The sequence below is a fragment of the Streptomyces sp. WP-1 genome (assembly GCF_030450125.1).
GTDB lineage: Bacteria > Actinomycetota > Actinomycetes > Streptomycetales > Streptomycetaceae > Streptomyces > Streptomyces incarnatus.
Genome location: NZ_CP123923.1, coordinates 3,547,537 through 3,568,687, shown reverse-complemented (window position 1 = coordinate 3,568,687; position 21,151 = coordinate 3,547,537). Strand labels below are relative to the sequence as shown.

The following is a 21,151-nucleotide window of genomic DNA, read 5'->3' as shown; positions in this document are numbered from 1 at the left end:
CCCGCTCCCCGCTTCGGTGTGTGCCGCTTCTCCGCCGCAGTGTGTCCCGCTCCCCGCTTCGGTGTGCGCCGTTCTCAGCCGGTGGTGAGCATGCCCTCGCGCAGGCGGGCCAGGCAGCGGGAGAGCAGCCGGGAGACGTGCATCTGGGAGACGCCCAGGCGCTCGCCGATCTCCGCCTGGGTGAGTTCCTCGACGAACCGCAGGTGGATGATCCGCCGGTCCCGCTCCTCCAGCCCGGCGATCAGCGGCGCCAGGGCGTGGAAGTCCTCCACCAGCTCCAGCGCGGTGTCCTCGGCGCCGATGAAGTCCCGCAGCACGGACTCGCCGTCCTCGCTGCCGTTGAGGGTGGCGTCCAGGGAGGAGGAGTTGTAGCCGTTCGAGGCCAGCCGGGCCTCGCGCACCTCGTCCTCGGGCAGGCTCATCAGCTCCGACAGCTCCTTGACCGTCGGCTCGCGGTCCAGGCGGCCGCGCAGCTCCTCCGTCGCCCGGGCGAGCTGGACCCGGGCCTCCTGGAGCCGCCGGGGCACATGCACGGCCCAGGTGGTGTCCCGGAAGAACCGCTTGATCTCACCGACGATGTAGGGGATCGCGAAGGAGGTGAACTCCGCCTCGCGGGACAGCTCGAACCGGTCGATCGCCTTGATCAGGCCGATCATGCCGACCTGGACGATGTCCTCCATCTCCTCCGGTCCCCGGCTGCGGAACCGGCCGGCCGCGTAGCGGACCAGCGACATGTTCATCTCGATCAGCGTGTTGCGGGCGTAGCTGTGCTCGGCCGTGCCCTCCTCCAGCGTCGCCAGCTGTTCGAAGAAGAGCCGGGAGAGATCGCGGGCGTCCTTGGGCGCCACCTTGGAGGGCTCGACCACATCGGGCAGGCCGGTGACCCGCGTGCCGGTTGCCATCGTGGTCATGACTGCCATGGTGTTCCCTCCCGAGACCGAAACCCGTGACCGCCTTCGGGAGCGGATCACGACGCTCCCCCGTCTACCCCGTCATCCGACCTCTACACCGGGTCTGTTCTCTGTCCCACCGGGTCCGCGCCGGTGACCGGGGCGGTGAGGTGGTCCAGGACGTTGGTGACGCGCAGCAGCCGTTCGAGGATCTCCGGCCGGTCGTCCAGGTGCAGGGTGGCGCCGAGGGCGCTGGTACGGCGGTGGATCATCAGCAGCGCGGACAGCCCGGAGGAGTCGATCCAGGTCAGCGCGCCGAAGTCCAGACGGACCGCCGCGGGCGGGGGCAGGCCGGCCGTCAGGTGCCGGACCACCTCGGCCACGAGCTCGTCGCTGGTGTCGTAGTCGAGTTCTCCGCCCACCCGCACCACGAGCGTGGCGTGCTCGCGCCGGGCGGCGACGGTGAACTCGGCCGGTGGGGTCAGGGTCATGAGAGGGCGCCGGGGACGGGGATGGGAGCGGGGCCGGGAGCAGGGCCGGGGCCGGGGCCGGAAGGGGCGGGGCGCGCACCGAGGGCGGAGGTGCCGAGCCGGGTCAGTCGCCGGGCGCGCGGAAAGTCGTGCAGCTCGTCGGCCAGCACGTCCAGGGCGACGACCAGGGAGTGCGCGGGGACGTGCCGGGCCTCCAGGATGTCGGCGGTCCAGACGAGGAACGAGGTGAAGAGGTCGGGATCGTCGACGTACAGGGCGGCGGCCAGGAAGCCGACGATGTGGGCGAGGTCCTCCGCGGTGCGCTCCCGCTGCTCGTCGCCGTAGCCCCGGACGGCGGGGAAACGGTCCTCCAGCTCGATCAGGGTCTGCTTCACGAGCCGCGCACGGGACCGCAGGACCAGCGTGTACTCCTGGTCGGCCAGGTGCGGCAGGTCGTCCACCGCCTGCCGGGCCGCCGGGACGGGCCGCGGCACGCCCGCCGCCAGCGTGGCCGCCGCGGCGCGCGCGTCGGCCGCCCAGCGGTCGGCGCCGAGCCTGCGGGCCCAGCGACCGCCGGGACCGAAGGCGCGGCCACCGACCAGCACGGGGACCCCTATGGCCCGGCACGCGGTGATGGCGGCGTGCGCGGCGGGCAGATGCGTGGGGATCGAGCCCGACAGGAGGACGGCGTCCGGGTTGGTGAGGTGCAGATGGGCGACCATGTGCGGGGTCGGGGTCTGGGCGCCGAGATAGTCCACCCGCCAGCCGCGCAGGGACAGCACCTCCGCGAGGAGCCGGGCGGGGAAGGCGTGCCATTCGCCGTCCACGCAGGAGACCGTGACCCGGCCGCGGTGCGCGGGACGGGGGCCGCGCCGGTGGGCGAGGGAGGCGACGATCCGCTCGTTGACGGCGGTGGCGGCGTGCTCCTGGGCCACGCTGATGCGGTCGGCGGCCCACTCGACACCGACCATCTCCTGCACGGGTGCGATCACCTCCAGCAGCAGCGCCTCCTCGTCCACTCCGTCGGCCAGTGCCGTGTGCACGATCCCGGCGGCCGTGTACTCGTCCGCGTCGATCGCCGCCCGCCACAGCCGCCGCACCAGAGCGGCCGGCTCGGTGCAGTGATCCACTACTCGTCCCTCTCGCTGTCCCCGTGCCCGTCCGGCCCCGCCGGCGCGCCGTTCCTCGGGGCGTTGAAGGCCACCAGGGCCATGTCGTCGTGCCGTCCGGCGCCGATCCACTGGGCGGCCAGCATCTGCACCCGCTCCACCACCGCTTCGGCCGGCATGCCCACGCACTCGGCCAGGGCCCGCCGCAGACGCCGTTCTCCGAAGAGCTCGTCACCCAGCGGGCCGCCGCGGGCCTCGGTGATGCCGTCGGTGTAGAGCAGGCAGGTCTCTCCCGGCCCGAGCACCGTGCGCACCGTGTGCGCCGTGACGTCCGGCAGCGCGCCGACCAGGGTGCCCCGGGTGGCGGCCTCCTCGACCGTGCCGTCCGCGCGGACGATCAGCGGCGGCAGGTGTCCGGCGCTGGTCAGCCGCAGCTGCACTTGGTCGGCCCGGCGGCGTACGGACGCGAGCACCAGGGTGGCGAAGCGGGTGTGGTGGGAGCTGAGCAGCGCCCCGTTGAGCAGTTCGAGGACGCGCTCATGGTCCTCGGCGAGGGGCAGCAGGGCGTGCAGGGTGTTGCGGATCTTGCCGGTGAGCACCGCCGCGTCGAGCCCCTTGCCCGCGACGTCGCCGAGCACCACCAGGGTCTCCTCGGCGGGGCCGGTGCCCGGGTGGACGTCGTAGAAGTCCCCGCCGACCCGCTCGTGGTCCCGCGACGCCCGGTAGCCGCCGGCGTACTCGACGCCGTGCACGCTGCGCAGCGTCGGCGGCAGCAGTTCGTGCATCAGCGTCGCCGTGATCGCCGCCTGCTCGGTGTACAGGCGGGCCGCGGACAGGGCGGCACCGGCGCGCGCGGCGAACAGGCGGGCGAAGACCTCCTCGCCCTCGGTGAACGCCTGCTCGGTGCTGGAACGCAGCAGGACGAGGGCTCCGGCGGGCACTCCGTGGCCGGGCAGCGGGGTAACGATCACGGAGCCCACGGGTCCGGCGAAGTTCTCCGGGATCACCCAGCCGGGAATGTCCGCGGGGTTGATCCAGCGGGCCGGTACGGGCGGGAAGCCCTGCAACGCCTCGCTGAGGCCCGGCACCTCGGCGACGTTCACCTTCTGCGCGGCCTGGGTGACCGGGCCGCCCTTGCGCGCGGAGGTCACGGGGTAGCGCTTCCCCTGGGCGGGGGCGACGAGCACGGCGGCCTCCGCGAGGTGTTCCGCGGCCATGGACGCCGCCATCTCCATGCAGCGCGGCACGTTCAGGGTGGACAGCAGCGCGCTGGACGCCTCCGAGAGGACCTCCGTACGCGTCCGGGCGTCGCTCAGCGCGGTCTCGGCCAGGCGGCGGTCGGTGTCGTCGACCAGCCACCACACGATGTCGCCCGCGCCGGCGGGCGTCGGATGCGCCTCGAAGAAACGGTCGTTGATACGGCCCGTCGTCGTCCCGCCCGGTGCACCGGGCACCCCGTCGCCGATGCGCCGGTGGGCCTGGGCGAGCCAGGACGGCACCCGCTCGTGCAGCCGGTCGCCCGCCGCCGCGTCGGGCAGGAGCTGCCGGGCCGCCTCGTTGACGCGCACGAGGCCGCCGTGCCGGTCGACGACCAGTACGGGGTAGGGAGCCTCAGGCCATGCCGTACCGGCCTGGTCGTCGTAGGAGCGGGCGGGAGAGCCGCGGGAAAGAGACACGAGTGAAGGCACGCACCGTGCGCACCTCACCACCTTCCTGTCCTCGGGAGCAGTACGGGCAACCGTCCCCCATCGACTCCACCGTTGCAACCCACCCCCCCCACGCATGGGTCCGCGATACGGGGGCACCGGAGTGTTGCCGCGACCGCGGCTCACGAACCACGAGGAGGGGTGTTCCATGAGTGCTGGCGAGAAGGCCAAGGCGAAGACCGAGCAGGCCGAGGGCAAGGCCAAGGAGACCCTGGGGAAGGCCACCGGCAACGACCGCATGGCCGCCGAGGGCAAGGCGGACCAGGCCACCGGCGACGCGCGCGAGGCCAAGGAGAAGACCAAGGACGCGTTCAAGCACTGAGAGCGCCGCCCCGTCACGTCGGCGGTGCCCCGACCGGTCGGGGCACCGCCTAGCCGCCGCGCAGCCACCACACCAGGACACTCACGGTCCCCGATCCGACGGCACCGGCGGCGCCGAGGGCCGTCTGGCGGGCGAGACGGCGCCAGAAGGCGGTGCGGGCGGTGCGCGACCGCTTGGTGGCGTCGGTCATGGTCATGGGGCGTCCTCTCGCTCTCGATCGGCGCGTGTGCTCCGGGGCCGATCGTGGCCCATCGTGGACGGCGAGGAGGCGCCGAAGAGCCCTGCGGGTGTTGCCGATCGCAGTGACAGCACCTGCGACTGTTGCCGTCCTGGATGACAACACCTCTTGTCTGTCAGTGGAGTTGGGATGCCGCGATACTGGCGTGATGTACGACGGGAAGGTGTGCGCCTCTGACGAGGTGGCCGGGTCCGCCCCGGCCCGGCAGGTGAGGCTGGCTCCGCTGAAGGACGGCCTGGCCCCCGAGAAACGGGCGCTGGCGGAGGATCTGCGCCGGATCTTCCTCGTGCTCGGGATCGGCGTGCGGCGCTACGCGGCACGCCGGTTCGTCGACGCGAGCTCGGTGACCCGCTACCTCAACGGTGAGCGGGTCCCGCCCTGGGACTTCATCGAGGGCCTCATCGCGCATGTCGAGGAGGCGAAGGCTCCGCTCACCCCGGAGGTGCGGACGGCCCTGGAGGATCTGCACCGGGCGGCGCTGAAGAGCAACCCGCACGGCAGCGAGGTGCAGGCCCTCCAGGACAAGCTGGCCGAGGCCGACGAGGAGACCCGGCGCATCACGACCCGGCAGCGGGCCCTGGAGGAGGCCCTGGAAGACCGGGAGTCCCGCCTGGCGACGGTGCGGGGCCAGTGCCGGACCCTGGAGACCCAGCTGGAGGAACAGCAACTCGCCCACCTGGGCGAAGTGGAGCTGTGGCAGGGCGAGTACGAGCGGTTGCAGGAGGAGAGCGGCGACTTGCAGGAGCAGGTCGTCTATTTGCAGGAGGCCTTGGCCGTCACCCGCGCCGAGCTGATCGCCGCCGAGGACCGGTGTCATCGGCTGGAGACCAAGCTCGAAACCCTCCAGGAACTCGGCGGGGACGGCCCGGACGACGAGGGGCCCCCTTCCCTCACGGTGATGCTGGAGGAAGCCGACCGCAGGTACTCGGTTCCCCAGCTGGTGAGAGCCGTAGGGGATCTGGAGCTGCGCACGAGAAAGGCCATGGCGAGTGAGCTGGTGCGGTCGGCCAGCCAGTCGCGCACCATCGAGGAGGTCGCGGCTCTGCTGTCCGCGTTGCGGCAGGCGGGGTTCGACGCGCACGCCCAGACGGCCCTTCCCGCCATGGTGATCGTGCGATCGGTCGACGACACCAGCGCCCTGGCCCGCGAACTGTTCCGGGAGGGCCTCGAAGAATATGTGCTGATCCTGGTGCAGGCGTCGGTGAAGTTCCACCAGCCGGAGGACGTCGCGGACCTCGCCCTCGCGTTGCACCGGGCCGGACTGCCCCAGCACGCCGAGGGCCTCCTGGGAGCGGCAGCCGTGGTCCGCCCGGTGCCCGACCTGGTGTCCGTGTCCCTCGCCCTGGCGGGCGGCGAACTCCACGACGCGGCGGTGACCGCCATGTCCGCCGCCGCCGATCAGCGCCCCGTGTCCGACCTGGTGGCGCTGAGCATCACGCTGCGCGACGCGTGGCTGATCCGGCACGCCGATGCCCTGCAACAGGCGGTGGCGGCCGGCCGGTCCGCCTCGTGCGTGGCCGAGTTCGTACGGTCACTGTCCCATCACGGCCTGGAACAGGACGCCGAGGCTGTCTTCACCCAGACGCAGAACCGTGGCGTCGGGCACCTCATCCCTCTTGTCCAGGCCTTCCGGGACGGCCGGGCCTGGGCGGTGCTGTTCCGGGCCGCGGAATGCCGTTCCGCCGAGGACATCGCCGTCCTGATCAGCGAGCTCTACCTGACAGGGCGACATCAGCTCGCGGCGGATCTGCTGGTCCTGACCGTGCGGACGAGAGCGGCGGACCAGATCGCGGAGCTGCTGGAGATCCTGGACGACATGGCCCCGGGCTCGGAGGCGGTCATGCGGGCCGCGAGCAGGGTCCTCACACCCGCGGACGCCGCCGAACTGCTCACCTGGCTCGAGCATTACGGGCTGTCCGAGCCCGCCGATGCCCTCTTCCGCTGCACGGTGCACGACGAACTCATCGGACAGGCGGGCATCTTCCTGGCGGTTCTGGCCAAGGCCGGATCGCGCTACGCCAGCCAGGACGTCCTGTGCCGGCACGCCGGCGGCATGGAGGTGACGCCGCTGGCGTCCCTGCTGCTGGCCCTCGAATCGGCCGCGCTCACGGGACATCTCCAAGCGGTCATCCACGACAGGTACGCCGAATGCCCGGTCCTGGACGTCGCCTTGCTGGCCACGCGGCTCCACTCGACCGGCGGCATCGGCCTGCGAGTCGAACGGGTGCTGAAGAGGGTCGTGAGCCACATGGTCCGGGTGCGCTCCCTCACTGATCAGGCGGCCCTGGTCGGCGCTCTGCGGTCCGTCGGACTCGCCGCGATCGCCGACTGGCTCACCGCCGAGGCGCTGTCGGCGCACGGGCGTCCGTTCAAGGATCAGCTGAAGCAGGAGCAGACCAAACACGAGCAGAAGGTCACCTCCCGCACCTTCTGGCTCCCGGACCGCCCCCGCCCCCGCCCCCGGGCCGCCCGCGACTCCGACGACTCACGCCGCTGAGGATCCCACCAAGACCCCGGCCCAGGGCCAGACCGGGCAGTACGCCCGAATGACCCGCCTCATGCAGCCGGTGGTCGAAGTCCTGCCGCTCGTGCAGCGCATGGTGACTGGAGGGCGCCGGCCTGGGATCGCGCAGGGAAATGTGCGTTGAGCTGGGAGAACTTGTTTCCGCAGTTCTCACTGGTCAACGCCGTTTCCCAGGCTCATGTGCCCTGGATGTGCCCGCACGGCCTCTCACCACAGACCTCCCTGCTCGGCCGACGGACGGGTGGTGGGCGGCGTCGCCACCAGCCTCACCCGTGTCTTGGCGTCGATGGCACGAGGTTCCGTCGACACGGTGCCTGCCTCACACAGCCATTGGACGGCCTCGATCACTTGGTCGGGTCGACGGTCGGTACCCAGGAGGGCGTGCCGCTTGAGTTCGGGGATGGTGCGCCCAGGCGTTTCGGATCGACTTGGCATTGTCACCCGGAAGCCCCGCCCGGTTCGCAAGAACCCCTGACTCAGGGCCACACCAGGCAGTACGCCTGATGCCCCGCCTCGTGCAGCCGGTGCGAGAAGTCCTGCCATTCGTGCAGGAGTTGGTACACGTTGAACGCGTCCCGCGGGCCGCCCCTGTCCGGGACCGTCGACCAGATGAAGGCCGCGGCGCCGACGGCTTCCTCGCCGATGCCGCGCAGGGGGTCGACGACGGTCATCGGGAGTCTGACGACCGCGTAGTCGGGGTGCAGGACGACCAGTTCGAGGGGCGGGACCTTGTGCAGGGGGATGCCCTCGATGCCGGTCAGGACCATCGCGGCCATCGTCTCCGGCTTGATCTTGGTGAACATGCCGTTCATGCCCAGCTCGTCGCCGCCGAGTTCCTCCGGGCGCATCGAGATGGGGACGCGGGCCGCGGTCGCGCCGTCCGGTGCGCCGAAGTACTTGTAGGTCACCCCCACCCGGCCACCACCCCCGCCGCCCGTCCCGGGGGACCCGACCCGATCGGCCCGGGGGGTACGCCGACGACCGCCCGCGCGGCCGGTCCGCCGCTCCGGCGGAGGGTCCGAGGGGAGGTCGCGGGGGAAGTCCGGCGGACCACCCGCGTCCGACGCACCGCCCGCACCCGTGCTCCGGGGAAGATCCCGAGAGACGTCACGGGGAAGGCCACGAGGGAGGTCCCGGGAGATGTCATGCGAAAAATCCCCGGGAAGGTCCCGAGGGAGGTCACGCGAGAGATCCCGGGGAAGGTCACGCGAGAGATCCCGAGGGAGGTCACGCGGAAAGTCCGACGACGGGTCCACGTTCCGCGCCGGATCCGCCGGCCGGTCCCCACGGAGATTGCCCCGCAGGTCCCTCGGAGCCTCGCGCGGAAAGTCCACCGGCCGCTCGGCCCGGGCGTCTCGCGACAAGTCCATCGTCCGGTCGGTCCGGGCGTCCCTCGGGAGGTCCATCGGCCACTCGCCCCGCAGGTCACGCGGAGTCTCGCGGGGGAAGTCCGTCGGCCGGTCGCCCCGGAGGTCTCTCGGAGTCTCGCGGGGGAAGTCCCTCGCCCTGTCGGCCGTGCGCTCCGCCTGTTGGTCGTGCAGGCGTTCGCTCTGCCGGTCGTACCGTTCGGGCTCACCCGGTGCACCCTGTGTTCTACGTGCTTCGGTCGTTTCCTCCGCTTCGCGCCGGTGCCTTCCCCGCCGGGCACGTCGAGGACCGAGGTCATCGGTCCCCTCGCCCGGTCCGCCACCGCGATGCATATCTCCACCCGACTGCTTTTCTAGGCCGCGTGACCCCCGCCGCGCAACCCGATCATCGTGTCAGTGACCTCCCCCACGGCCGCCCGCCGAAACGTGCGGTGGAACAACAGTCCACGGGGATCCGCCCGGTCCCTGATCCTTCCGTGCCCAGGAGCTGTGTGTCAGGTCTCAGTCTCGCAGATGGCGGACCGCGGCGGCGCGGAACCGCGGGCGGGCCGTCATCGCACCGGGCGGGCGGCCTACCCTGAGGAGGTCATCCCGCAACCGGAGTCCGAGAAGCCGGAGAAGCCGCACGTCATGAGCGCCCCGAGCGAAACGCCCTATCCCTACGAAGCGCCCGTCTCCCAGGCGCTCTTCGACCGTGCCTCGGCCGTCACGCCCGGGGGTGTGAACTCCCCGGTGCGCGCCTTCCACGCCGTCGGCGGCACGCCCCGCTTCATGGTGTCCGGCCGCGGTCCCTACCTCACCGACGCCGACGGCCGGGAGTACGTCGACCTCGTCTGCTCCTGGGGTCCGATGATCCTCGGGCACGCGCACCCCGAGGTCATCGCCGCCGTCCAGGACGCCGTCGCCCGAGGTACGAGCTTCGGCACGCCCGGCGAGGGCGAGGTCGCGCTCGCCGAGGAGATCGTCGCCCGGATCGAGCCCGTCGAGCAGGTCCGGCTGGTCAGCAGCGGGACCGAGGCGACGATGAGCGCCATCCGGCTCGCCCGGGGCTTCACCGGGCGGTCCAAGGTCATCAAGTTCGCCGGCTGCTACCACGGCCATGTGGACGCCCTGCTCGCCGCCGCCGGCTCCGGTGTCGCCACCTTCGCGCTGCCCGACACGCCCGGTGTCACCGGTGCCCAGGCGAGCGACACGATCGTGCTGCCGTACAACGACCTCGAAGCCGTGCAGGAGGCGTTCCACCGCCACCCCGGCGAGATCGCCTGTGTGATCACCGAGGCCTCGCCCGGCAACATGGGTGTCGTGCCGCCGGCCCCCGGCTTCAACCAGGGCCTGCGGGACGCCTGCCACAAGAACGGCGCCCTCTACATCTCCGACGAGGTCATGACCGGCTTCCGTACCAGCCGCGCCGGCTGGTACGGCGTCGACGGGGTCAAGCCCGACCTGATGACCTTCGGCAAGGTGATGGGCGGCGGCTTCCCCGCCGCCGCGTTCGGCGGCCGGGCGGACGTGATGGCGTACCTCGCGCCCGCCGGGCCCGTCTACCAGGCCGGCACCCTCTCCGGGAACCCCGTCGCCACCGCCGCCGGCATCGCCCAGCTGCGGCTGCTCGACGAGGCGGCGTACGAGAAGGTGGACGCCGTCTCCGCGCAGATCCAGTCGCTGGTCACCGAGGCGCTGAGCAAGGAGGGCGTGGCGCACCGGGTGCAGAACGCGTCCAACATGTTCTCGGTGTTCTTCACCGACCGGCAGGTGCGCACCTACGAGGACGCCAAGCGGCAGGAGTCGTACCGCTTCACCGCGTTCTTCCACTCGCTGCTGTCGAACGGCGTCTACCTGCCGCCGTCGTCCTTCGAGTCCTGGTTCGTGTCCACGGCCCACGACGAGCGGGCCGTGCAGAAGATCGCCGACGCCCTTCCGGCGGCGGCCCGTGCGGCTGCGGAGGCCACCGCGTGACCATCGGAAACAGTGTGAGCGGCAGCGACAAGGACGTCACGGTCGTCCATCTCATGCGGCACGGGGAGGTGGAGAACCCGGAGGGCGTCCTGTACGGGCGGCTGCCCGGCTACCACCTGTCCGAGCTGGGCCGGAGGATGGCCGACCGGGTCGCGGAGCACCTCGCCCCGCGCGACATCACCTATGTCTGCGCCTCCCCGCTGGAGCGGGCGCAGGAGACCGCCACCCCGATCGCCAAGGCGCAGGGCCTCGACCTGGACACCGACGCGCGGCTGATCGAGGCCGAGAACGTCTTCCAGGGCAAGACCTTCGGCGTCGGCGACGGCGCGCTGCAGCGGCCGGGGAACTGGAAGCACCTGGTCAACCCGTTCCGGCCGTCCTGGGGCGAGCCGTACGTGGACCAGGTCGTGCGGATGATGGGCGCGCTGGACGCGGCCAAGGACCGGGCGCGCGGCCATGAGGCGGTGCTGGTCAGCCATCAGCTGCCGGTGTGGATCGTACGGTCGTACGTGGAGCGGCGGCGGCTGTGGCACGACCCGCGCAAGCGGCAGTGCACCCTCGCGTCGCTGACGTCCTTCACCTACCTCGGCGACCGGATCGTGTCGGTCGGCTACAGCGAGCCCGCCATCGACCTGGTCCCCGCGCATCTGCGGGCCGGTGCCCAGCCGCAGAAGGGCGGCGGGCAGGGGAAGGCGTTCGGCGCCTGACGGTCCGTTAAGTGGCGCTTAGCATCCTTTTGCCAGGGATATTACGAAAAACATATTAATTGAAGGAACCTCCCCGTTCGTCGCGCCCTCTCTCTGGGTGACCACCATCACCACGCGCGACGAATCGGGGATCTTTCATGCGTACCGTCTCCCGGAACCTCTCCCGCCGGGGAGTGCTCGGCCTCGGCGCGGGCGCGGCGGCCGCCGCCACCCTGTCCGGCTGCGGCAGTCTCAAGTCCTCGGACGGCGACGGGCACGCGAACGGTTCCCGCCAGGTGCAGGGCGGCAAGGACCGGCCGGCCAAGCTGATCGGCGACGGCTCCACCTCCTTCACCGGCAAGCAGCCCGGCCACTCGAAGAAGCCGGAGCCGCTGGAGCCGGGACAGACCCCGCCGCAGTTCGTCGTCTTCTCCTGGGACGGCGCCGGCGAGGTCGGCAACGGCCTCTTCCCGCGCTTCCTGGACCTCGCCAAGCAGCACGAAGCGCACATGACCTTCTTCCTCTCGGGCCTCTACCTGCTGCCCGAGTCGAAGAAGCGGATGTACGAGCCCCCGAACAACGCGCGCGGCGCCTCCGACATCGGCTACCTCACCGACGAGCACATCAAGGCCACCCTCACCAACGTCAACCGGGCGTGGCTGGAGGGCCATGAGATAGGCACCCACTTCAACGGGCACTTCTGCGGCGAGGCGCACACCTCGGTGAAGTGGTGGACGCCACAGCAGTGGAAGAGCGAGATCGACCAGGCGAAGTCCTTCGTCAAGGAGTGGAAGACCAACACCGGCTGGCACGACATGCCCGCGCTTCCCTTCGACTACGACAAGGAGCTGGCCGGCGGCCGCACCCCCTGCCTGCTGGGCCAGGACAACCTGCTGCCCACCGCCCGCGAGCTGGGCTGGCGCTACGACGCCTCGTCCCCGGGCGGCCGCCAGGTCTGGCCGGTCAAGCGCCAGGGCATCTGGGACTACCCGCTCCAGGCCGTGCCGTTCCCCGGGCACAGCTTCGAGGTGCTGTCCATGGACTACAACATGCTCGCCAACCAGTCCCAGAACTCCACCAAGGCGCCCGCCTACAACTACCCGGGCTGGCGCAAGCAGTCCGCGGCGGCGTACATCGCCGGCTTCCAGCGGGCGTACGAGACGAACCGCGCGCCGTTCTTCATCGGCAACCACTTCGAGCAGTGGAACGGCGGGATCTACATGGACTCCGTCGAGGAGGCGTTCAAGCACATCGCGGCCCAGCGGGACAAGGGCGCCGACGTCCGGATGGTCTCCTTCAAGGAGTTCACGGACTGGATCGACGTCCAGAAGCCCGAGGTCCTCGACAAGCTGCGCACGCTGGACGTCGGCCACCAGCCCACGGGTGGCTGGAAGACGTTCCTCGCCTGAACCGGCCCCGGCCGACCGCCGCCCGGAATGTCCCGTGTAAATACCTCCTGAAATGCGGTTTTCCGCCCCGCAGGGGGGTGCGCGAGAACCCCGGGAACGACATGCGAAACTTTTCACATGAGTACCCGTAGCCGCGCCGTCCTGCTCGGCGCCGTGGCCGTCACCGCGGCCCTGTCCCTGTCCGCGTGCGGCAAGGGCGGCACTTCGGGCGGCGGCGGCAACACGAACTTCGTCACCGGCAACAACGGCATCGACACCGTGCCGGTGAGCAAGCGCACCGCGGCCCCGGACCTGTCCGGAAAGACGATCGACGGCAAGTCGGTGGACGTGGCCGATTACAAGGGCCAGGTCGTCGTCATCAACGTCTGGGGCTCGTGGTGCAGCCCGTGCCGCGAAGAGGCCCAGTACTTCGCCAAGGTGTCGAAGGCGTACGAGGGCAAGGGCGTGCGGTTCGTCGGGATCAACACCCGCGACACCAGCACGACCCCCGCGGTCGAGTTCGAGAAGGCGCACGGGATCACCTACCCGAGCCTGTACGACCCCACGGGCAAGCTCATGCTGCGCTTCAAGAAGGGCACGCTGAACCCCCAGCTGATCCCCTCCACGCTCATCATCGACCGGCACGGGAAGGTCGCCGCGCGCGCCCTGGAGGCGCTGGACGACACCACGCTGCTGAAGATGCTCAAGCCGGTCGTCGCGGAGAAGTGACGTGGGTACGACCGTGACGCTGGCCGCGCAGAACGAGACGGTGCTCCACGGGGCGCTGCTGGTCGCGCTGCCCGTCGCCCTGCTCGGCGGGCTCATCTCCTTCTTCTCGCCCTGCGTCCTGCCGCTGGTGCCGGGCTACCTCTCCTACGTCACCGGCGTGGTCGGCACCGACCTGGCCGAGGCCCGGCGCGGCCGCATGGTCGCCGGCGCCTCCCTGTTCGTGCTCGGCTTCAGCGCGGTGTTCGTCTCCGGCGGGGCGCTGTTCGGCTCCTTCGGCTGGACCCTCCAGGAGCACAAGGACGTCCTGTCCAAGGTGCTCGGCGTCGTCATGATCCTCATGGGCGTCTTCTTCATGGGCCTGATGCCCTGGTTCACCCAGCGCGAGTTCCGCTTCCACAAGCGGCCGTCGACCGGACTGCTCGGCGCCCCGATAGTGGGCGCGCTGTTCGGGATCGGCTGGACGCCGTGCATCGGCCCGACCCTCGCCTCCGTGAACATCCTCGCCATGCAGGAATCGAGCGCGGTACGCGGGGCGACCCTGATGATCGCCTACTGCCTGGGCCTCGGCGTGCCCTTCGTGCTGGCGGCCGTGGCCTTCCGCAAGGCCCTCGGCGCCTTCGGCTGGGTCAAGCGCCACTATGTGTGGGTGATGCGCATCGGCGGCACGATGATGATCGCGACCGGTGTGCTGCTGCTGACCGGCGCCTGGGACAGCCTGGTGCAGCAGATGCAGACCTGGTCCAACGGCTTCACTGTGGGGATCTGATCGATGAGCAAGACCGAAACCGACAAGGGCCAGGACCAGGAGGAACTCGGCGCCGCCGGGTCCCAGCTGTCCACCGCCCCGCGCGAGGAGCCGCTCACCGGCGTGCCCGCCCTTGGGGTGATCGGCTGGATCCGCTGGTTCTGGCGGCAGCTGACCTCCATGCGGATCGCGCTGCTGCTGCTCCTGATGCTGTCGCTGGCCGCGATCCCCGGCTCGCTGATCCCGCAGTCCGGCGCCGACATCAACAAGGTCGCCGACTTCCAGCAGGCCCACAAGACGCTCGCGCCCGTCTACGACAAGCTCGGCCTCTTCCACGTCTACAGCTCGGTGTGGTTCTCCGCGATCTACATCCTGCTGTTCATCTCCCTCATCGGCTGCATCGTGCCGCGCGCCTGGCAGTTCATCGGGCAGCTGCGCGGCCGGCCCCCGGGCGCGCCCAAGCGGCTGACCCGGCTGCCCGCGTACACGACCTGGCGTACGACGGCGGAGCCCGAGGAGGTCCGCGAGGCCGCGCTCAAGCTGCTCAAGCGGCGCCGCTTCCGCGCCCACGCCGAGGGTGACGCGGTCGCCGCGGAGAAGGGCTATCTGCGTGAACTGGGCAACCTGGTCTTCCACATCGCCCTGATCGTGCTCCTGGTCTCCTTTGCCTGGGGCCAGATGTACAAGTCGGACGGCACCAAGCTGATGGTGGAGGGCGACGGCTTCTCCAACGCGCTGCCGATGTACGACGACATGAAGTCCGGCAGCATGTTCCGCAGCGACGACCTGGTGCCGTTCAGCTTCGACCTGAAGAAGTTCACCGGCACCTACGAGGCCAGCGGCCCCAACCGCGGCACGCCGCGCACCTTCCAGGCGACGATCGACTACAGCGTCGGCGCCTACGGCAAGCGCAAGAAGACCACGATCAAGGTCAACGAGCCGCTGCACATCGGCGACTCCAAGGTCTACCTCGTCAGCCACGGCTACGCCCCGGTCGTCACCGTCCGCGACGGCAAGGGCAGGGTCGTCTACCAGGACGCCGTGCCGCTGCTGCCGCTCGACGGCAACGTCACCTCCAACGGTGTCGTCAAGGTGATGGACGGCTACAAGGACCCCCGGGGCAAGAGCGAGCAGCTCGGCTTCCAGGCGTTCTTCGTGCCGACCTTCGACCCGAAGTCCGGCACGATGATGTCGCAGTTCCCGGCGCTGCTGAACCCGCTGCTCGCGGTCAACGCCTACCACGGCGACCTGGGCGTGGACGCGGGCATCCCGCAGAGCGTGTACCAGCTCGACACGAGCCACATGAAGGCGTTCAAGGACGGCAAGGGCCAGCTGCTGAAGAAGCTGCTCAAGCCCGGCGACACCATGAAGCTGCCGAACGGCGCCGGTTCCATCACGTTCGAGAAGGACGTGAAGCAGTGGGCCGGCTTCGAGATCGTCCAGGAGCCGGGCAGCGTCTGGGCGCTGACCGGCGCGCTCGCCGCGATCTTCGGTCTGGCCGCGTCCCTGTTCATCCAGCGCCGCCGCGTCTGGGTGCGGGCGGTGCGCGGTGCCGACGGCGTGACCGTCGTCGAGATGGCCGGGCTCGGCCGCAGCGAGTCCGCCAAGCTGCCGGAGGAGCTGGGCGATCTCGCCGGGATCCTCTACGACCAGGCGCCGGGGGCTCCCGACCCGGACGACGCCCCCGCAACCTCCCCCGACCCTCACGTCGTACCTGCCGAAGGGGCTGAGAAGTGACTCTCGCCGCCGCAACAGAGCTGGCCACAGCGACCAACGAGCATCTCGCGAGCATGAGCAACACGCTCATCTACTCCGCGATGACCGTGTACACGCTGGCCTTCCTCGCCTACATCGCCGAGTGGATCTTCGGCAGCCGCAGCAAGGTGGCCCGTACGGCCAACGCGCTCACCGCCGAGGGCAAGCAGCAGGCGGGCCCCGCCGTCACCGTGAAGAAGGCCGGCGGCACCGCCGTACTGGAGCGCCCGAAGGTCGTGGTGCGCGCGGCGGCCGGTGCCCGGGACGTGCCGGACGGGCCCGGCGCGCACGGCGGTGACGTCCAGGGCGACATGTACGGCCGGATCGCGGTCTCGCTGACCGTGCTGGCCTTCGTGGTGCAGCTCGCCGGTGTGGTCGCCCGCGCGGCCTCGGTGCGGCGGGCGCCCTGGGGCAACATGTACGAGTTCAGCATCACGTTCACCACGGTGGCCGTGGGCCTGTACCTGGTGCTGCTGGCGCTGAAGAAGAACGTGCGCTGGCTCGGCCTGTTCCTGACCACCACGGTGCTGCTGCTCCTCGGCCTCGCCGTGACCGTGCTCTACACGGCCAGCGACCAGCTGGTCCCGGCCCTGCACTCGTACTGGCTGTACATCCACGTCTCCACCGCGATCTTCTGCGGCGCGGTGTTCTACGTCGGCGCGGTCGCCACCATCCTGTACCTGTTCAAGGACTCGTACGAGAACAAGCTGGAGGCCGGGATCAAGCCGGGCTCCTTCGCCACCTCGGTGCTGGAGCGGCTGCCCGCCTCGGCCTCTCTGGACAAGTTCGCCTACCGGGTCAACGCGGCCGTCTTCCCGCTGTGGACGTTCACGATCATCGCGGGCGCGATCTGGGCGGGCGACGCCTGGGGCCGCTACTGGAACTGGGACCCGAAGGAGACCTGGTCGTTCATCACCTGGGTCGCCTACGCCTGCTATTTGCACGCCCGCGCCACGGCCGGCTGGAAGGGCCGCAAGGCCGCCTACCTGGCCATGATCGCGTTCGCCTGCTGGCTGTTCAACTTCTACGGCGTGAACATCTTCGTCACCGGCAAGCACTCCTACGCGGGCGTGTGAGCGAGGGCTCGCCCACACTGGAGCCATGAGCGGTTCCATCGCGCAGGGCACCAGTCAGACCCACGGGAACACGCACATACTCCATTTCCTGGTGCGGCTCCCGAGGCCCATGGAAGACGTCTGGACGGCGGTGGCCACCCCCGAGGGGATCGGGGCGTGGTGCACCGCCGTCGGCGTTCTCGAACCCCGGCTCGACGGCGCGGTCTCGCTGCGCGGCCTGGGCTCGGGGCGGATCACCGCCTGGGACGTGGACCGGGTCGCCGAGTACACCCTCGACGAGGGCGGCGGCCGGCTGCGGTTCCATCTGGAACGGGACGGGACGGCGGAGTGCGTGCTGCGCTTCACCCACGAGTTCCAGGGCGAGGGGCTCTCGGACACGGACTGGCGCCATAGATTCGAACAACTGATCGCCATGCTGGGGCCGGCCTCCCGTACGTAGCCGAGCCGGTCTCACGCGGGCGGCAGGCAGTCCTTCCCCGGCGGCTTCCCCTCCGGCCAGGCCAGCTGCACGAACTGCGAGTCGCCCTCCGGGGTCAGGCGCACGATCGGTACGGCCTTGTCGTAGGGGTTGCCGTGCTCGTCCAGGCAGATCCAGCCGCTCGCCCCGGCCACCTTCAGCGAGCCCTTGACCTGCGGCCACTGGAGGCCGACGTCCGCGAGGGTCGGGATGCTCCGGCCCTCCGGCACGGCCTCGCGGATGCCGTGCACCGCGAGCTGGAGCGCGTCGTAGCCGATGATCAGCTGGCCGTCGTCCAGGGCGACCGGCCCGATCGGCCCGGCCGGCTTGTGCTCGGCGGTCTTCAGCAGCCGCTGGAGGGTCTCGTAGTCCGCCGTGGAGCCGCCGGTTTTCGGAGGGCTCTTCAGCCAGGCGTCCGGGTGGGCGAGCGAGGTGAAGAGCACGGTGAGGTTGTGCCGCAGGGCGTCGCGGTTCAGCTCCTTCTCATAGGTGAGGTAGGACGCCTCGTCGCCGGTGAGGACCTGGAAGGAGCGGTCCATGCAGCCGCGGTCGCCCAGCGCGTTCACGAACTGCCGCAGCTGGGTGTGCCGGCCCGCGAACAGGATCGTGTGGGTGTCCCGGGGGGTGTCGCACACGATGTTGGTGATCTGCCGGAAGGTGTTCGCGGTGGTGCCCTCCTGGCTGCGGTCGGCGGGCGGGGTGAACGGCTGCTCCAGGACCGGCTGGTACGGCGAGCCGTTCATCAGCGTGGTGAACGACTGCTTCAGCGAGTTCGTGTACGGGTCGCCCGGCTTGTCGTAGACCAGCATGGCCTTGTTCTCGTTGGTCCGGTTCGCCTTCGCCTTGGTGTACGAGGCGAGCGCGCGGGCCTCGTCGGTGTTGGTCGGCGCCACCCGGGCGAGCCCGGGGTAGGGGTCCGGCTTCTTGCCGCGCTGCCCGTTGGCCAGCTCGTCGGCGGTGATGGACGAGCCGATCACCGGGATGCCGAGCCTGGTCAGCGCCGCCACGGCCGCCTGGTTGGGATCGGTGCTCTGCCCTATGCCGGCGACCGCCCGCAGCCGGTCCGCGCTCCGGGTCATCCCCGCCAGCTGGTCCACCGTCGGCCGCCAGCTGTCCTCGCCCGTACCGGAGTTGGCGAGCACCAGGCGGATCTGCGGGGACTGCCCGTTGGAGTCGTGGTTGGCCGCGTACTGGGCGAGATAGGCGCCCTGGAGCTGATGCTCGATGTCGTTCAGATTGGTCACCGAGGTGGAGGTGAACGGCAGCATCAGCGCCACCGTGACGTAACTCCCGCTCCGCAGGCCCTTGTTCTCCCGGCCGATCGCCTCCACCACCTGGTGGAAGCGGGGCTGCCCGAAGTCGTACACCCCGCTCGCCACGCCCACGCACTCGTCGCTGCCCGCGGGCCGTGACACCCCCGGCGCGCACCGCCGGTCGTCGTGCATCAGGGTGCGCACCCCGAAGACGCCGCCCGCCACCAGGGCCGCCGCCAGCAGCAGGGACAGATACCGGCGCAGCGGGATCTCCCACACATGCTCGCGTGCCCAGGTCCCCACGCCCCCCGCCATCAGGCCTCCCCGCGACCGTCGTCCTCAGGATCCTCCGGGCCCTCGATCGGGCGCCCGGCCAGCGCTGCCGCAGGCCAGTCCCGGGAGGCCCGCCACAGCAGCGCGCCCGCCGCGGGGCGCACATTGGACAGCTGCTCCAGCTCGAAGCGGAGCCGGTCGCACACCTTGGGGTCCGGCAGCACCAGCGGATCCGTCAGCACCCACAGCGCGTGCAGCGACCGCCGTACCCGCAGGTGCAGTACGGGGTCCACGCCCTCAGGCAGCGGATGGCCGGCGTCCGTCACGCCGAGCGCGACCGCGGCCCGCCGGTCGCCCCGCCCGCCGAAGTCGCGGCCCTCGGCGTCGTGCGCGTGGAAGTAGGGCGCGGACGCGATGAAGCGCAGGGTGCGCAGCCACACCCGGGTGTCGGCCCCGGCGAAGTCGTCCCGCAGCCGCGCCACCGCCGACTCCGCGTCCCCGAGGGCGAGTTCGTGGTAGAGCCGGTACGGCGCCCGCTCCGGCTCCGCGTAGTGCCCGATCAGCGTCTCGTGCGCGCGCCGCCACGACGCGTGGTCCGCGTCGCGCAGATGCAGCCTCAGCAGCAGCAGCGTCCGCACGAACGGATCGCCGACGAACTGGCCCGCCACGACGGGCAGTCCCTCCTCGGCGAGCAGCGTCTGGAGGGCCCGTACGTCGGCGGGCCCGAACGTGTCCGGCAGCAGTGCCGAGGCCAGGGCGCACGCCGAGTCGTGGTCGTGGGCGGCGGCCAGCACGGTCAGCTCCTCCAGGTACGCGGCCGGCACCAGCCGGTCCAGCAGCGCCTGGTGGACCGGCGAGCCCGGCCGGTCCTCGGCCGGGCGGAACTCCGCGGTGAGCAGCTCGCCCAGCGAGGTCACCTCGGGCAGATGCTGCGCGGCCGACTCGGCGAGCAGCACCACGCCCAGCGGGCTGCCACCGGTCAACCGGTGCGCGGCGGCCGGGAGATGGGAGGGCACGGCGGTGTCCGCGCACAGCGCGCCGACGATGTGCAGGGTGTCGTCCGCGCTCAGCGGCGGCAGCGCGACCAGCAGCGCCCGCGAGGAGGGGGCCGCGTCCGGCGTCCAGCCGGTGCGCCGGGCGACCTCCGCCAGCTGTCTGCGCACGGCGCCCGGCAGCTCCGTACGGCCCTCGCCGCGCCGGGCGGCCACGAACACCACCCGGTCGCCGGTGCCCTCCGCGCGGTCGCGCAGCACGGCCGAGGTCAGCTCCGGGCCCGGGGTCGTCTGCGCGTTGTCGAGCAGCACCAGGGGCCGGCCCAGACGCTGCATCTTCGCCATGAACCCGGTGTACGCCTCGCCGAGGTCGGCCAGCAGCGCCCGCACCAGATACCGCTCGGCGTGCTCGCGCGAGCCGTCGCCGTCCCGGAAGTGCTGGGACAGCAGGATCAGCCCGCGCTCGGCGTTGCCGCCCGCGTTCGGGTACGACCGGTACCACTCGGACGCCTTCTGGTGCCGGTGGCCGCTGAACCCCTCGGCGACGGACTCCAGGGTGGCCTCGATGGCGCCCGAGACCAGCGGGCCCGCGCCGGTGGCGGCCGCGACCACCTTCGCCGCGACCTTGCCCGCCCATCTGCCCGCGAACGCGCCGATCCGCGGGCCCCGCTCGTTCAGCAGCAGGATCCGTTCGACCTCCCGGCGGATCCGCTCCGCCTCGGCGTCGCCCCAGCCGCCCGCGGCCACCGCGACCAGGCCCGACATCAGCCGCGGGAAGGTGATCCGCCCGGCGCCGGTCACCGGCTCCGCCAGCTGCTCGGCGATCACCAGCAGCGCCTGGGCCGACGGCGACCAGGAGTCGGCCGGCCGGCCCGCGGGCGGACCGGCGAACTGCGGGGCCGAGCAGTCGATCAGCGCGACCGGGGTGTGCCCCCGGTAGGCCTCCCGGAGCGCGTCGAGCACCGCGCTCTTGCCCAGCCCCCGGGCGCCGGTGAGCACCACGAAGGGCGGCTCGTCCGGGTGCTCCAGAGGATGGGCGCGATGGCGTCCGGGGACCAGGCCCACCAGGCGCGGCGCGAGTCCGGCCGGATCGGCGTCGAAGAGCGCCCCCCGCCCGTGCATACGTGTGCGCACAGCATCGCCCCCCTCAACAACAGTGTAGAAAGGGGTAGTTGCTCCGTGCCAGGGCCAGTGGTGCCCGTTTGGGTAACGATG

18 protein-coding genes are annotated in these 21,151 nt (G+C 71.2%); 10 read left to right on the top strand and 8 right to left on the bottom strand.

The genetic code is table 11. The annotated features are described in order from the left end of the window. Window positions 1-74 precede the first annotated feature (74 nt). From QHG49_RS15450 to QHG49_RS15435, 4 genes are all read right to left on the bottom strand, one after another. Complete coding sequence (locus QHG49_RS15450; RefSeq protein ID WP_236576411.1) at window positions 75-911, bottom strand: RNA polymerase sigma factor SigF; 837 nt, start codon at window positions 909-911, stop codon at window positions 75-77. Between the two features lie 92 nt (window positions 912-1,003). Next, on the bottom strand, window positions 1,004-1,381 hold the full coding sequence (locus QHG49_RS15445; protein ID WP_301490059.1) for an STAS domain-containing protein: 378 nt from the start codon (window positions 1,379-1,381) through the stop codon (window positions 1,004-1,006). Beyond that, window positions 1,378-2,490: a B12-binding domain-containing protein gene (locus QHG49_RS15440; RefSeq protein ID WP_301490058.1), complete on the bottom strand. Its 1,113-nt coding sequence runs from the start codon at window positions 2,488-2,490 to the stop codon at window positions 1,378-1,380. The genes QHG49_RS15445 and QHG49_RS15440 overlap by 4 nt, the downstream gene beginning before the upstream one ends. Then, window positions 2,490-4,145 (bottom strand): PP2C family protein-serine/threonine phosphatase, encoded by a 1,656-nt coding sequence (locus QHG49_RS15435; protein ID WP_301490057.1) that lies wholly within the window; start codon window positions 4,143-4,145, stop codon window positions 2,490-2,492. The genes QHG49_RS15440 and QHG49_RS15435 overlap by 1 nt, the downstream gene beginning before the upstream one ends. Window positions 4,146-4,323: 178 nt before the next feature. On the opposite strand from QHG49_RS15435, the gene QHG49_RS15430 reads away from it, so the two are divergent. Continuing rightward, entirely contained in the window at window positions 4,324-4,497 is a 174-nt protein-coding gene (locus tag QHG49_RS15430) for a CsbD family protein (protein WP_159703840.1), read from the top strand. Window positions 4,498-4,546: 49 nt separating this feature from the next. Here the strand turns inward: QHG49_RS15430 and QHG49_RS15425 are convergent, their stop codons facing one another. After that, window positions 4,547-4,693 carry a hypothetical protein gene (locus QHG49_RS15425; protein WP_159703843.1) on the bottom strand — a complete coding sequence of 49 codons (147 nt, stop codon included), beginning with the start codon at window positions 4,691-4,693 and terminating at the stop codon, window positions 4,547-4,549. Between the two features lie 190 nt (window positions 4,694-4,883). On the opposite strand from QHG49_RS15425, the gene QHG49_RS15420 reads away from it, so the two are divergent. Continuing rightward, complete coding sequence (locus tag QHG49_RS15420; protein ID WP_301490056.1) at window positions 4,884-7,232, top strand: ATP/GTP-binding protein; 2,349 nt, start codon at window positions 4,884-4,886, stop codon at window positions 7,230-7,232. Window positions 7,233-7,735: 503 nt separating this feature from the next. Here QHG49_RS15420 and QHG49_RS15415 read toward each other — a convergent pair. Then, entirely contained in the window at window positions 7,736-8,173 is a 438-nt protein-coding gene (locus tag QHG49_RS15415) for a hypothetical protein (RefSeq protein WP_145492763.1), read from the bottom strand. Between the two features lie 1,083 nt (window positions 8,174-9,256). On the opposite strand from QHG49_RS15415, the gene hemL reads away from it, so the two are divergent. The 8 genes from hemL to QHG49_RS15375 all read left to right on the top strand — a co-directional run bounded on the left by hemL (window position 9,257) and on the right by QHG49_RS15375 (window position 17,400). Next, window positions 9,257-10,582, top strand: a complete 1,326-nt coding sequence (gene hemL / locus QHG49_RS15410) for a glutamate-1-semialdehyde 2,1-aminomutase (protein WP_145492761.1) — start codon at window positions 9,257-9,259, stop codon at window positions 10,580-10,582. A gap of 53 nt (window positions 10,583-10,635) precedes the next feature. Next, a complete protein-coding gene (locus QHG49_RS15405) occupies window positions 10,636-11,289 on the top strand; it encodes a histidine phosphatase family protein (RefSeq protein ID WP_145492778.1) in 654 nt (217 codons plus the stop codon). A 137-nt stretch (window positions 11,290-11,426) separates the two neighbouring features. Further along, the gene (locus QHG49_RS15400) at window positions 11,427-12,677 is read left to right on the top strand and encodes a hypothetical protein (protein WP_145492759.1); all 1,251 of its coding nucleotides are present in this window, start codon (window positions 11,427-11,429) and stop codon (window positions 12,675-12,677) included. 117 nt (window positions 12,678-12,794) lie between these two features. Then, window positions 12,795-13,385 carry a TlpA disulfide reductase family protein gene (locus tag QHG49_RS15395; RefSeq protein WP_167408669.1) on the top strand — a complete coding sequence of 197 codons (591 nt, stop codon included), beginning with the start codon at window positions 12,795-12,797 and terminating at the stop codon, window positions 13,383-13,385. Between the two features lies 1 nt (window position 13,386). Further along, the gene (locus tag QHG49_RS15390; protein ID WP_301490055.1) at window positions 13,387-14,151 is read left to right on the top strand and encodes a cytochrome c biogenesis CcdA family protein; all 765 of its coding nucleotides are present in this window, start codon (window positions 13,387-13,389) and stop codon (window positions 14,149-14,151) included. 3 nt (window positions 14,152-14,154) lie between these two features. Then, window positions 14,155-15,867 carry a cytochrome c biogenesis protein ResB gene (locus QHG49_RS15385; protein ID WP_159703849.1) on the top strand — a complete coding sequence of 571 codons (1,713 nt, stop codon included), beginning with the start codon at window positions 14,155-14,157 and terminating at the stop codon, window positions 15,865-15,867. After that, window positions 15,864-16,961 (top strand): c-type cytochrome biogenesis protein CcsB, encoded by a 1,098-nt coding sequence (gene ccsB / locus QHG49_RS15380; protein ID WP_145492756.1) that lies wholly within the window; start codon window positions 15,864-15,866, stop codon window positions 16,959-16,961. The genes QHG49_RS15385 and ccsB overlap by 4 nt, the downstream gene beginning before the upstream one ends. Window positions 16,962-16,986: 25 nt before the next feature. Continuing rightward, window positions 16,987-17,400, top strand: coding sequence for a hypothetical protein (locus tag QHG49_RS15375; RefSeq protein ID WP_145492754.1), 414 nt, complete (start codon window positions 16,987-16,989; stop codon window positions 17,398-17,400). An 11-nt stretch (window positions 17,401-17,411) separates the two neighbouring features. Here the strand turns inward: QHG49_RS15375 and QHG49_RS15370 are convergent, their stop codons facing one another. Then, window positions 17,412-18,986, bottom strand: coding sequence for a hypothetical protein (locus QHG49_RS15370; protein ID WP_301490054.1), 1,575 nt, complete (start codon window positions 18,984-18,986; stop codon window positions 17,412-17,414). Next, entirely contained in the window at window positions 18,986-21,058 is a 2,073-nt protein-coding gene (locus QHG49_RS15365) for a hypothetical protein (protein WP_301492792.1), read from the bottom strand. Before QHG49_RS15365 ends, QHG49_RS15370 begins: the two co-directional genes overlap by 1 nt. Window positions 21,059-21,151 lie beyond the last annotated feature (93 nt).